General features: G+C 68.5%; 11 protein-coding genes. 5 read left to right on the top strand and 6 right to left on the bottom strand.

The window, feature by feature from the left end; translation table 11 throughout:
• Positions 1-15 precede the first annotated feature (15 nt).
• Genes ACEQX1_RS15360 through ACEQX1_RS15350 form a run of 3 tightly spaced genes read left to right on the top strand, consistent with a single transcriptional unit; the run spans position 16 to position 3,484 of the window.
• Positions 16-1,533, top strand: coding sequence for a tripartite tricarboxylate transporter permease (locus ACEQX1_RS15360; RefSeq protein ID WP_370193976.1), 1,518 nt, complete (start codon positions 16-18; stop codon positions 1,531-1,533).
• On the top strand, positions 1,530-2,429 hold the full coding sequence (locus tag ACEQX1_RS15355) for an NAD(P)-dependent oxidoreductase (RefSeq protein ID WP_370197008.1): 900 nt from the start codon (positions 1,530-1,532) through the stop codon (positions 2,427-2,429). The genes ACEQX1_RS15360 and ACEQX1_RS15355 overlap by 4 nt, the downstream gene beginning before the upstream one ends.
• A complete protein-coding gene (locus ACEQX1_RS15350; RefSeq protein WP_370193978.1) occupies positions 2,426-3,484 on the top strand; it encodes an Ldh family oxidoreductase in 1,059 nt (352 codons plus the stop codon). The genes ACEQX1_RS15355 and ACEQX1_RS15350 overlap by 4 nt, the downstream gene beginning before the upstream one ends.
• Before the next feature lie 80 nt (positions 3,485-3,564).
• Here ACEQX1_RS15350 and ACEQX1_RS15345 read toward each other — a convergent pair whose 3' ends face one another.
• The 5 genes from ACEQX1_RS15345 to ACEQX1_RS15325 form a co-directional block, all read right to left on the bottom strand.
• A complete protein-coding gene (locus ACEQX1_RS15345; RefSeq protein ID WP_370197007.1) occupies positions 3,565-4,614 on the bottom strand; it encodes an Ldh family oxidoreductase in 1,050 nt (349 codons plus the stop codon).
• 298 nt (positions 4,615-4,912) lie between these two features.
• A complete protein-coding gene (locus ACEQX1_RS15340) occupies positions 4,913-5,857 on the bottom strand; it encodes an ABC transporter permease (protein WP_370193980.1) in 945 nt (314 codons plus the stop codon).
• Positions 5,854-6,789: an ABC transporter permease gene (locus tag ACEQX1_RS15335; RefSeq protein WP_370193981.1), complete on the bottom strand. Its 936-nt coding sequence runs from the start codon at positions 6,787-6,789 to the stop codon at positions 5,854-5,856. The genes ACEQX1_RS15340 and ACEQX1_RS15335 overlap by 4 nt, the downstream gene beginning before the upstream one ends.
• Complete coding sequence (locus ACEQX1_RS15330) at positions 6,786-8,255, bottom strand: ATP-binding cassette domain-containing protein (RefSeq protein WP_370193982.1); 1,470 nt, start codon at positions 8,253-8,255, stop codon at positions 6,786-6,788. The genes ACEQX1_RS15335 and ACEQX1_RS15330 overlap by 4 nt, the downstream gene beginning before the upstream one ends.
• 11 nt (positions 8,256-8,266) lie before the next feature.
• Positions 8,267-9,277, bottom strand: a complete 1,011-nt coding sequence (locus tag ACEQX1_RS15325) for an ABC transporter substrate-binding protein (RefSeq protein ID WP_009208008.1) — start codon at positions 9,275-9,277, stop codon at positions 8,267-8,269.
• 332 nt (positions 9,278-9,609) lie between these two features.
• On the opposite strand from ACEQX1_RS15325, the gene ACEQX1_RS15320 reads away from it, so the two are divergent.
• Both ACEQX1_RS15320 and ACEQX1_RS15315 read left to right on the top strand, forming a co-directional pair.
• Positions 9,610-10,401, top strand: coding sequence for an SDR family oxidoreductase (locus ACEQX1_RS15320; RefSeq protein WP_370197006.1), 792 nt, complete (start codon positions 9,610-9,612; stop codon positions 10,399-10,401).
• Between the two features lie 78 nt (positions 10,402-10,479).
• The gene (locus ACEQX1_RS15315) at positions 10,480-11,571 is read left to right on the top strand and encodes a TRAP transporter substrate-binding protein (protein WP_370193984.1); all 1,092 of its coding nucleotides are present in this window, start codon (positions 10,480-10,482) and stop codon (positions 11,569-11,571) included.
• Between the two features lie 77 nt (positions 11,572-11,648).
• On the opposite strand, the gene ACEQX1_RS15310 is transcribed toward ACEQX1_RS15315, so the two are convergent.
• A partial coding sequence (locus tag ACEQX1_RS15310; protein WP_370197005.1) for a MauE/DoxX family redox-associated membrane protein occupies positions 11,649-11,968 on the bottom strand: 320 nt, incomplete at its 5' end.

The raw sequence follows: 11,968 nt of genomic DNA, 5'->3' as shown, positions 1-11,968 counted from the left end.
CCCGAAGGGGTATCAATGGACCCGTTGTTGCAGGCCTTCTGGGGCTTGATGGAGCCGGTCACCCTGCTCACCCTGTTCGTCTCGGTGGCGGTGGGGCTGATCATCGGCGCCATTCCCGGCCTCTCGGTGAATATCGCGGTGGCGCTGGCCGTGCCGCTGACCATCTTCATGCCCACGGACCAGGCGCTGGTGACGCTGATCGGCCTTTACGGCGCCGGCATCTTCGGCGGCTCGATCTCGGCGATCCTGCTCAATGCGCCGGGCACCCCGGCGTCCGCGGCGACCATCTTCGACGGCTATCCAATGGCCCAGCAGGGGCTGGCGACCAAGGCGCTGCGGATCTCGCTGATCGCCTCGGCCTTCGGCTCGATCTTCAGCATCGTCCTGCTCGTCCTCCTGGCCCCGCAACTGGCGAATTTCGCCCTGCGCTTCGGGCCGGTCGAGATCGCCTCGCTGCTGTTCTTCACCTTCCTGATCATCGGCATCCTGTCCGGCAACTCGCTGATGAAGGGGCTGTTGTCCGGCGCGATCGGCATGCTGCTCGCTACCGTCGGCACCGATCCCATGGTCGGCACCCCGCGCTTCACCTTCGGCTCGACGGCGCTGATGGACGGGCTGACCTATGTGCCGCTGCTGGTCGGCCTGTTCGCCGTCGCGGAAATCATCGAGGAAGCCACACGCCGCTTCTCCCAGGGCGAACGCAAGTTCGATCTCGGCGACGAGGACCTTGCGGCCAATCGCCTGCGCTGGAGCGAGATCAAGGGCATGCTCATGCCGATGACCCGCGCCTCGGCGATCGGCTCGGCCATCGGCATCATGCCCGGCATCGGCGCGACGATCGCGTCGTTCATGTCCTATGCCGACGCCAAGCGGTCGCTCAACAGGAACGACACCTTCGGCAAGGGCGACCCGCGCGGTGTCGCCGTCTCGGAAAGCGCCAACAATGCCGTCGTCGGTGCGACCTTCATCCCGACCCTGGCGCTGGGCGTGCCCGGCGACGCGGTCACCGCGATCCTGCTCGGCGCGCTCGTCCTGCAGGGGGTGACCCCGGGGCCGCTGATCTTCATCACCTCGCCGGACATCGTCTACACGATCTATTTCGCGCTGCTGTTCGCCACGCTCCTGATGGTCGCGATCGGCTATTTCGCCGTACGGCCGCTGGCGATGACGCTGCGCATCCCGAAGATCTACCTGATGCCCTGCGTCGCGCTGGTGTGCGTCGCCGGCAGCTACGTCACCCGCAACAATGTCATGGACATCTACGTGATGCTGGGCGCGGGCGTGCTCGGCTTCATCTTCAACCGGACCGACATACCCGTCGCACCGCTGCTCATCACCTTCATCATCACGCCGCCCTTCGAACAGGCCCTGCGACAGGCGCTCACCCGGTCCCAGGGATCGTTCGAGCCGTTCCTGACCAATCCCGTCTCGCTGACCCTCGGCGTGGCGGCGCTTGCCCTGTTCGTCCTCGCCGCCCACCGCAGCCGGCGGCAGGGCAGGGCGCAGCCAGTCGAAAGGACACAGACCCCATGACGGACACCATCGGATTCATCGGGCTCGGCGTGATGGGCGCCGGCATGGCGAAGAACATCCTCAAGGCCGGCTTCAAGCTGGTGGCGACGACCTCGTCGGCCGAGAAGGCCGATGCCTTCCGGGCGCTCGGGGCCGAGATCGTCGACAGCCCCGCCGTGATCGCAGGCCGCACGACACTGATCGTCACCTGCGTGCCGGATGCGGCGGCTTTGCGCCAGACGCTGACCGGCGACAACGGCCTCGCCTCGGCGTCGTGGGAGGGCGGGCTGCTCGTCGACTGCTCCACCATTGCCCCCTTCGAGGCCGAGGAAATGGGGGCCGTCCTGGCGAATGTCGGCGCCGGCCTGGTCGATGCGCCGGTCAGCGGCGGTCGCAAGGGCGCCGAAGAGGGCAAGCTGACGATCATGTGCGGCGGCAGCGACGCCGATGTCGCGCGCGCCCGTCCGGTTCTCGACGCCATGGGCACCAACATCCACCATGTCGGCCCGCTCGGCGCCGGACAGGCGGTGAAGGCCTGCAACCAGCTGATGGTCGCGGTCAACATGATGGGCGCCTTCGAGGCGGTGGCGCTCGCCCGCGCCGCGGGTGTCGATCCGAAGGTGATGCGCGAGGTGCTGTCCTCGGGCGCGGCCCGCAGCGGCGTCCTCGAGGCCCATGCCCTGCGCTACATCGAGGGCAATCTGGAGCCCGGCTTCCGGGCCGAGTTGATGCGCAAGGATCTCGGCATCGCAGCGGCCGTCGGGGCTCACTACAAGCGCGCCCAGCCGGCGACGGGCCTTGCCCATCAGTTGCTGGTCGCGGCCTGCAACAGCGGCTTCGCCAAGCTCGACAGCGCTGCCCTGGGGCTCCTCTACGATCAGATGAACGGCACCGACGACGAAAGGCCGACCCGATGACCCGCTTTTCCCTTGCGACGCTCCGGCCGTTCTCCAACGCGCTCTTCGAGGCGAGTGGACTGAGCCCGGAGCATGCGGCGCTGGTCACCGACGTCCTGATCCATGCCGATCTGCGCGGCCATGGCTCGCACGGCCTGACGCGCATTCCGATCTATGCCGAGCGGATTGCCGCCGGCGCCGTCAACGCCAGGCCCGACATCCGCTTTGAGCGGCCGGCGCCGGCCTTCCTGCAGGTCGATGGCGACAACGGGCCCGGGCCGGTGGTCAGCGACGCGGCCGTCGAGGCGGCCATCGCCACGGCGAAGGAGCAGGGCGTCTGCGTGGCGGCCGTCGCCCGCAGCAACCACAACGGCTCCGGTTCCTTCTATGTCGAAAAGGCGGTGGCTGCGGGCTGCATCGCGCTGGCGATGACCAACGCGCCGCCCTCCATGGCGGTATTCGGGGGCCGGCAGGCGGTGATCGGCACCAATCCGGTGACCTTCGGCACGCCGGTGGATGGCGGCACGCCGATCATGATGGACATGGCGACCTCGGTGGTCGCGCGCGGCAAGGTGGTCGAGGCGGCCAAGCGCGGCGAGGCGATCCCGGAAGGCTGGGCGCTCGACGCCGACGGCAAGCCGACCTGCGACGGTCGTGCGGCCGAACGCGGCGTTGTCCTGCCGCTGTCCGGCCCGAAGGGTTCGGCTCTGGCGATCATGGTGGAGGTGCTGTGCGGCGTTCTGTCGGGCGGCCGCTTCGCCGGCTCGCTCGGCAATCTCTACAGCGATTTCGAGACGCCGCAGGATATCGGCCATTTCATGCTGCTGATCGACGTCTCGCGCATTCATGCGTCGAGCGGCTATGCGGCCCGGGTGCGCGATCTCGTCCTCGAACTGAAGGACAGCGCCACCGCCGAAGGCTTCTCCGAGATCAAGATGCCCGGAGAAGTCGAGATGGAGCGCGCACGCAGCAACAGCGCCGAGGGCATCGACCTGCCAGACAATGTCGTCGCCGACCTCAACGCCATCGCCGCCAAATTTGCCCTGGCACCCCTGGCCGAGACGGAACAGGCCTGATCGGAAAGGCCCGGATCGCTTCGTCGACCGGGCCTGAATTCCGGCATCGGCCGACGGGCGGGGCCGGGCGTGCGGCGTGCTCAGGCGAGGCCCGGAACGCCGGCGTCCCTGGCCGCCGCATCGATCGCCGCGATGTCATCGGCGGAGAGGCGCAGGCCCGTCCGGCGGACCTGTTCGGCGCGGCGAGCTTCCGGCTCGCCGGGTAGCAGGATCTCCCCGAAGCCCGCGGCTTTCCGGCCGGCCTTCAGCCGCTCGGCGTAATCGCGTGCGCGCTCGGCATAGGCGTCTGCCGGCATGAACAGATCCGGCCGCATCGCCAGGAAGAAATGGCCGACATCCTGACCGCGGGTGAAGTCGTCATTCTGGTTGATAACGCCGTCGCCGGAGGCGGCACCCGACATGATGCCGGCCAGGACATCGATCATCACCGCGACGCCCGAGCCCTTCGGACCGCCCAGCGGCAGCACCACGCCCTCGAGTGCGGCGGCCGGATCGGTGGTCGGCCGGCCCTCGCCATCCAGCGCCCAGCCCTCGGGGATACTCTCGCCCTTCGCGAGTGCGCGGCGCACCTTGCCCTTGGCGGCCACCGAGGTTGCCATGTCGAGGACGAAGGGGGTGGGGCCCGGCGCGCCCATGGCCAGCGGATTGGTGCCGAGAAACGGGTCGCGCCCGCCCCACACCGGCATGGTCGGCGCCGCATTGGTGAAGACGAAGGAGGCCAGTCCGGCCTCGAGCGCTCGGTTCACGTAGAGCGATGACATGCCGTAATGGTTGGAGCGGGAGGCGGCGGCGAGGCCGACGCCATAGATCGCGGCCTTCTCGATGGCGATGTCCATCGCCCTGCGCGCGACGACGAAGCCGATGCCGTTGTCGCCATCGACATGCGCGGCGATCGGCATGCGCTCGGTCACGGTGAGCGTCGGGGCGGGGTTGAGGACGCCCTCCTTCAGGCGGCGGGCGTAGACCGGCAGGCGGGCGACGCCGTGGGAGGACACACCGCGCAGATCCGCCTCGACCAGACATTCGGCGCAATAGCGCGCATCCTCCGGCGGCAGGCCGTTCGCCGCGAGAATGGCCGCCGCGACGCCGGTCAGCGCCTCCATCTGGATGATCCGTTCCGTCCCTGGCATCGTCCCGCTCCCCTAGCGATTTCCTGCATTCGTATTCGTCTGTATGCAGGCGTATTATACAGAGCGTGTCGTCTGCAAGCGATCGCTGGTGCGGTGCCTTCTGCGGATTAGGTCGAGGCCATCCGCAAGGGCCGCCATCGGAGCAGGGCAGCCCATCTCGCCGCGGATCGTGTCCATCACAAGAAGCGGGAACTGCGGCGACGGAGAGATGGCGCCGTGCCCGTCAGCCCGCCGACTGTGCGCGCCCGCCGGGCTATTCCGGCCGGCCTCGATCCCGGACTCCCGGGCTTTGCCCTCCTCAGCCCCTGACCGGCCGGCTGCCGGCGGCGACGATGGCGATGATGATGAGGCCGGTCATCAACAGGCGGACGCCGGCGCCGAGGCCGTAGGAATTCAGCATCGAGACGATGAGGAACAGGAACAGCGCGCCGGCCCAGATGCCGGGGACGTTGGAGCGGCCCCCGCCGATGGAGGAGCCGCCGATGACCACGACGGCGATCGAGGTCAGGAGATATTCCGTGCCCATGTTGAGCGCGGCCCCGCCGGAAAAGCATGAGAGCAGGAAGCCGGTGAGCCCGGCGAGCCCGGCGCAGAGGACGTAGGTGATGGCCCGCACCGCATCGACCGGAACGCCGGCGAGCCGCGCTGCGCGCGGGTTCTGGCCGCTAGCGGACAGATTGCGCCCATAGGCGGCGCGATTGAGCGCCACCCAGGCGAGGACCGCGATGACGAGCGCCAGCCAGGCGACGTTGGGCAGGCCGAGGCTGCGCCCGATGGCGAAATCGGACAGCGCCTCGGGCGGCTTGATGCGGATGCCGCGGTTCGACCAGATCGCCAGCGACAGATAGACGAAGGACGAGGCGAGGGTTGCGATGATCGGCGGGATTCGCAGAAGCTTGATCAGGGCGAAATTGGCGATGCCGGCACCAAGGCCGATGCCCAGCGCCACCAGGAGCCCGACAAGCGCGACATCGGCCCCGGCCGCGCCGCCCATATATTTCAGCGACACGGTGCCGGCGAGGGTCATGGTCGCCGGGATCGACAGGTCGACATTGCCCGGGCCCAGCGTGATGACGAACATTTGGCCGAGACCGACAATGACCGAAAAGGCCGAGAAGGTGAGTGCCGCAACCAGAAGGCCGGTGCCGCCGGCGGTCTGCCCGATGGCTGCGGTGAAGGCGAAGGTGATGCCCGCCGCGACGAAGGCCCAGATCCAGGCGCGCGAGAAGAGCGTCGCGATCATGCCGCCACGCCCCGGTTGCGCCGCCGGACCGACAGGAGCAGCCGCGCCGCGAGCACGATGATCAGGATGAACCCCTGGGCGCCGATCTGCCAGTCGGGCGACAGGCGGATGAAGGACAGGAAGCTGCCGGCGAGGGCCAGCGTCAGGGCGCCGATCACCGCGCCGACCGGCGAGATGCGGCCGCCGGTGAACTCGCCGCCGCCCAGGATCACGCCGGCGATCGACAGCAGCGTGTAGCGCAGCGCGATATTGGCGTCCGCGGCAGTCGACAGGCCGACGAGGGTCATGCCCGACAGAATGCCGAAGACCGCCGACAGGGCATAGGCGCTGGCGCGCAGGCGGATCAGCGACCAGCCAGCCCGGGCCAGCGTCCGTTCGTTGCCGCCGAAGCCGCGCAGCACGGTGCCGAAGGAGGAGCGCATGATCAGGAGATGGGCGAGGCCGGCAATCAGCACGCTGGCGACGATCGCCATCGGTGCGACCGGCGGCTTGGCCGTCATCAGCCAGCGCAGCCAGCCCGGCGAGGCACCGCCCGGCGAGGGCAGGATCATCAGCGCCAGCCCGGCCCAGACGAAGGACATGCCGAGGGTGACGACGATGGCCGGCAGGCCGCGCGCCTGGATGAGCGCGCCCAGCCCGGCATAGGCCAGAACCGAGGCCGCCAGAATGGCGGCGCCGATCAGCGGCGCGTCGTTCAGCCATGTGGCGGTGACGCAGGCCACGAAGCTGACGAAGGTGCCGACCGACAGGTCGATGTCGTTGACCATGATGATGATCATCTGGGCGACGGTGGCGAGCGCGATGGGGACCGCCAGGTTGAACAGCAGGTTCAGCCCGAGATAGCTCATGGTGCGGGGCTGGATGACGAAGACCGCGCCGAGCAGGAGCGCCAGCGAAAGCACCGGCAGGAGAATGCGCAGATTCGGCTTCATGCAGCCTGACCCTGCATCTCGAAGCTGTTCGACAGGATCTGCTCCTCGGTGATCGCCGCGCCGGTCAGCTCGGAGGCGATGGCACCGTTGCGATAGACGAAGACGCGGTCGCACAGGCACGTCTCGTCGATCTCGGTCGAATACCAGAGGAAGGTGCGGCCGGCGTCGGCCTCGTGGCGGATCATCTCGTAGACCTGGGTCTTGGTGCCGATGTCGACGCCGCGCATCGGGTCGTCCATGACGACGATCGGGGCCTCGGTCGCCAGCGCCCGGGCGAACAGCACCTTCTGCTGGTTGCCGCCGGACAGGGACAGGATCGGGTTGTCGATGTCGTCGGTGCGAATGCCGATCTTCTCGCGCCAGTCCTCGGCGAGGGTCCGTTCGCCCTCGCGGTCGACCATGCCCCGGCACGTCAGTCGCGGCAGGGCGGCCAGCGTGGCATTGCGCAGGATCGACCACAGCGGGAAGATGCCGTCGCGGCCGCGGTCACCGGCGACGAAGACCGCCTGCGGGGCCAGGGCCCGCCAGTTCGAGGTCTGCGACAGGTAGAAGGCGGCCAGCGCTTCGGCCTGGCCGTGGCCGGCCAGCCCGGCAAGGCCCACGATCTCGCCGCGCCGCGCCTTCAGCCCTTCGGCTGTCGACAGGATGTCCGCGCCCTGCGGCCGGACACGCTGCGCGGCCTTCTCCGAAGCGACATGGCCCATCGCCGACACCAGCGATTGCCGGGTGAAGTGGGAGGCCTCGCGATCGGCGATGACGCGGCCGTCCTTCATCACGGCGATCCGGGTCGCCACGTCGAAGACCTCGCCCAGCATGTGGGAGATGAAGATGACAGAGCCGCCCCCGGCGCAGAAGCGGCGGACATGGGCGAGGAGCTGCCCGGCGATCGAGCCATCCAGCGACGAGGTCGGTTCATCCAGAATGACCAGCCGCGCCGGCTCGGCGCTGTCGGCAAAGCCGATCGCCACCTCGACCATCTGGCGCTCGGTCAGCGTCAGGTCGCCGACGATCGCCTCGGGCTGAATGTGGTGGCCGGCAAAGATCTCGTCGAGCGCCGCCATGACGCGGCGTGCCGCCCGGCCGCGCCAGCCGCGCCCGGTGAGGTCGCGCTGGGAGATGCGGACATTCTCGGCGACGGTCAGATTGGGGCAAAGCGACAGTTCCTGATGCACGGCGCGCACGCCGGCCCGGCGCCGCGCGATCTGGCCCGAACCGTCGGTGCCGTCGGCCAGGCCGTATCGGACCGCGCCTTCGCTCGGCTCCAGATTGCCGTTGATCAGATTGACCAAGGTCGACTTGCCGGCGCCGTTATGGCCGACGAGGGCGAGGCATTCGCCGCCCGTCACCGTCAGGTCGACCGTATCGAGAGCCCGGACTGGCCCGAAGGATTTGCGCGCGTTCTCCAGCGCGACCAGAATGTTCCCCCGGGGGCCGGCTGCCCCCGGAGCGTCACTGCCTGTCGTCATCGGGTCCGAACTCAGTTGGTGCCGGCGATCACGCCCTGGGCGTCTTCCAGCGTGTACTCGACATTGGCGACGCCGCCCTCGGGCGTCGTCTTCAGGGCCTCGTCGAGCCCGTCCTGGTCGATCCGCAGGAACGGCACGGTCAGATCCTTCGGCACCTCCTTGCCGTCGAGGATCTGCTGGGCGACCCAGAAGGCGAGGGTGGACACGCCCGGCGCGATCGAGACCGACATGGTCTCGTAGCCATTGGCGTCGCGCTGCTCGGCCCACCAGGTCAGCTCGTCCTGGCGGTTGCCCATGACGATGATCGGCGTCGGCCGGCCCGCGGCCTCGAAGGCCTGGGCCGCGCCGTAGCCGTCACCGCCCTGGGTCGCGACACCGACCACTTCCGGCAGGGACGGCAGCACGCCGGCGACGGCCTTCTGCGCCACGTCCTGGGCCCAGTCGCCATGCACCGAGCCGACGATCTTGAACTGCGGATTGGCCTCGACGCCGGCATGGATGCCGGACGAGATGGCGTCGTCGACGAAGACGCCGGCCAGTCCGCGGATCTCGAGCAGATTGCCGCCGTCGGGCAGGCGGCCCTTCAGATAGTCGATCTGGTCGGCGCCCATCTGCTTGAAATCGACGGCGATCCGCCAGGCGCAGGGCTCCTCGACGATGCCGTCGAAGGAGACGACCGTAATGCCCGCATCGCAGGCTTCCTTGATGGCGCCGTTCAGCGCCGTCGGCGACGCCGCATTGATGACGATCGCGTCGTAGCCCTGCAGGATCATGTTCTGGATCTGCGCGGCCTGCTCGGTGGCCTGGTTCTCGGCGGTGGTGAAGGCGTCGGCTTCGGCGACGATGCCGTCGGCCACGGCCTTGTCGGTCACGGTCTTCCAGCTTTCCAGCATGGCCTGGCGCCAGGAATTGCCGGCGTAATTGTTGGACAGTGCAATGCGCTTGTCGGCGGTCTCGGCATGGGCGCCGGTCGCAAGCATGATGGTGGCTGCCGATACGGCAGCTTTCAGAAGCCTCGTCATGTTGTCCTCCCAGACGGTGATCAGCCGCACTCTCCCGATGCGGCAAAGCACCGATGAACCGGCGCCTCGGGAAGGTAATCACAGAGTGCGGCGCACAAACCAGTGCGATCTTCGCCGGGCCGCGAAACTTGCCGTTATTTGCGGATGGCGCGCGTGTCTTCCGCCTCCAAGCGCTGTCGTAATACCGCATGACAGTCCGGGACGAATCGTATCGTATGCGCTGCGCTGCGGGGCACGACGCGCGCCATGACCGGCGGCGCATGCGGCGGCGGTTCGGGGGGGGCGATGACGAACGGGGCGACAGTCGGACATGCCGGGCCGTGGCGGATCGCGTGACGCTGCAAGCCGGATCAATCCCTGTGCCGGGCCTGTTTTCGCTCGAGGGGCAGGTGGCGCTGGTCACCGGCGCAAGCCGCGGGCTCGGGCTGGAGGTCGCGCGGGCCATGGCCGAGGCGGGGGCCCGGGTCGTTCTGGCCGGCCGCGACCGGTCGCGCCTGGAAGCGGCGGCCGGCAGCATCCGGGGCACCGCGCATGAGCCGGTTATTGCCGATTTCGATTTCACCGATCCCGATGCAACGCGCGCGGCGCTGCGCCAAATCCACGAAGAGGCCGGCCGGCTCGACATTCTCGTGCACAATGCCGGGGCCCGCGACCGCAAGCCGCTGGCGCAGTTTTCCGATGACGACATCCGCGCGCTCATCGACACCAATCTGACCGCCGGCATCGTTCTTGCCCGCGAGGCGGCGGCGCTCATGGTGCCGCAGGGCCATGGCCGGCTGATCATGATGACGTCGATCGCCGGCCATGTCGCCCGCGCCTACGACGCGGTCTACACGGCGTCCAAGCACGGGCTCACCGGCCTGGTGCGGGCGCTGGCGGCCGAATACGGCCGGCACGGCATCACCAGCAACGCGATCGCGCCGGGCGGTTTCGCGACGGAAGCCAATGCCGATCTGATCGCCGATCCGAAGGCCGCGGAGCATTTTGCCGGCCGGTCGCTGGTCGGGCGCTGGGGGCAGCCGCGGGAGATCGCCGGCGCGGCGGTGTTCCTGGCCTCGCCCGCGGCATCCTACGTCACGGGGCATGTCCTCGTGGTGGACGGGGGCCTGACGACGGCGATGTGAACATGCGGCGCGGCGCCAAGCGCACGCGCCGGGGGAGGCGCCCGGACCCATCCGGGCCACCGAAACGGGGGAAGAGTGATGGACCGCAGAAACTTCATGGCGACGGCCGGACTGGGCGCCGTCGGCAGTACGCTGGCCGCACCGGCGCTGGCGCAGTCGCAGCCGGAGGTGATCTGGCGCCTGCAATCGAGCTATCCGAAATCGCTGAACACGATCTACGGCGCGGCCGATTCCTTCGCCAAGGCGGTGACCGAGGCGACGGACGGTCGCTTCCAGATCCAGGTCTTTGCCGCCGGCGAGATCATTCCGCCGCTGAGCATCGTCGACGGCGTGCAGCGCGGCACCGTCGAGATGGGCCAGACCGGCTCCTATTTCTATATCGGCCAGGACCCGGCCTTCGCCTTCGGCACCTGCATTCCGTTCGGCCCGAATGCCCGCCAGCAGAATGGCTGGTTCTACGAGGGCGGCGGCAACGACCTCTTCAACGAGTTCTGCGCCACCTACGATCTGGTGCATTTCCCGGGCGGCAACACCGGCACCCAGATGGGCGGCTGGTTCCGCAAGGAGATCAACAGCGCCGAGGATCTGAAGGGGCTGAAGATGCGGATCGGCGGCCTCGCCGGCAATGTCCTGCAGCGGCTCGGCCTCGTGCCGACGCAGATCGCGGCAGGCGACATCTATCCCTCGCTGGAGCGCGGCACGATCGATGCCGCCGAATTCGTCGGGCCGCAGGACGACCAGAATCTCGGCCTGTCGAAGATCGCGCCCTTCTATTACTTCCCTGGCTTCTGGGAGGGCGCCGCATCGCTCAGCTTCTTCATCAATCTGGAGAAGTGGAAGGCGCTGCCGGCCAGCTACCAGTCGATCGTGCGGACCGCGGCCATGGCCGCCGGCACCGAGATGACGGCGAAATACGACGTCCAGAACCCGATCGCGCTTGCCCGTCTGTTGTCCGAGGGCACGCAGCTCCGCGCCTTCCCGCAGGATGTCCTGCAGAAGAGCTACGCGGCGGCGAGGGAGGTCTATGCGGAGCTCGGCGAGAAGAGCCCGGCCTTCAGGAAGCTGCTCGACCACCAGATGGAATATCGCGACCGGACCTACCAGTGGTGGCGGATCTCCGACTACAGCTACGACACGCTGATGCTGCGCGCCGCGCAGGAACAATGGTGAGCGACGCCGCCTGAACGATCAGATCCCGGGCGGCGAGGTTTCGACCTCGTCGCCCTCCGATTGCAGTGCCCCGGAGCTCAGCCCCACAGCATCATGCGCAGGGGCATCCACAGGCCCATGCCGATCATCACGAGGTTCTCGGTCAGCGACACGAAGCCCAGGGGCACGTTCGAGCCGCCGCCGACACAGGCGCATTTGAGTTCGCGCTTCTGCACATAGACCGCATAGAAGACCGACACGGCACCGATCGTCCCGATGATCAGCGCGATCGGCGCCGACAGCCAGGTGAGGGTGCCGGCGATCATCAGCACGCCGGCCAGCGTCTCGCCGAACGGGTAGATCTTGCCGTAGCGCACCCATCGCTTGGCCAGGAGGTCGTAGTTCAGGAACATGGTCG

The sequence above is a fragment of the Aurantimonas sp. genome (assembly GCF_964217435.1).
GTDB lineage: Bacteria > Pseudomonadota > Alphaproteobacteria > Rhizobiales > Rhizobiaceae > Aurantimonas > Aurantimonas coralicida.
Note: the sequence above shows the minus strand (reverse complement) of the source record. Positions and strands in the feature narration are given on the sequence as shown.

Excerpts from the sequence above, each read along its gene's own strand:
- ACEQX1_RS15360 (WP_370193976.1), top strand. The coding sequence starts at position 16 with ATGGACCCGTTGTTGCAGGCCTTCTGGGGCTTGATGGAGCCGGTCACC.
- ACEQX1_RS15355 (WP_370197008.1), top strand. The coding sequence starts at position 1,530 with ATGACGGACACCATCGGATTCATCGGGCTCGGCGTGATGGGCGCCGGC.
- ACEQX1_RS15350 (WP_370193978.1), top strand. The coding sequence starts at position 2,426 with ATGACCCGCTTTTCCCTTGCGACGCTCCGGCCGTTCTCCAACGCGCTC.
- ACEQX1_RS15345 (WP_370197007.1), bottom strand. The coding sequence starts at position 4,614 with ATGCCAGGGACGGAACGGATCATCCAGATGGAGGCGCTGACCGGCGTC.
- ACEQX1_RS15340 (WP_370193980.1), bottom strand. The coding sequence starts at position 5,857 with ATGATCGCGACGCTCTTCTCGCGCGCCTGGATCTGGGCCTTCGTCGCG.
- ACEQX1_RS15335 (WP_370193981.1), bottom strand. The coding sequence starts at position 6,789 with ATGAAGCCGAATCTGCGCATTCTCCTGCCGGTGCTTTCGCTGGCGCTC.
- ACEQX1_RS15330 (WP_370193982.1), bottom strand. The coding sequence starts at position 8,255 with ATGACGACAGGCAGTGACGCTCCGGGGGCAGCCGGCCCCCGGGGGAAC.
- ACEQX1_RS15325 (WP_009208008.1), bottom strand. The coding sequence starts at position 9,277 with ATGACGAGGCTTCTGAAAGCTGCCGTATCGGCAGCCACCATCATGCTT.
- ACEQX1_RS15315 (WP_370193984.1), top strand. The coding sequence starts at position 10,480 with ATGGACCGCAGAAACTTCATGGCGACGGCCGGACTGGGCGCCGTCGGC.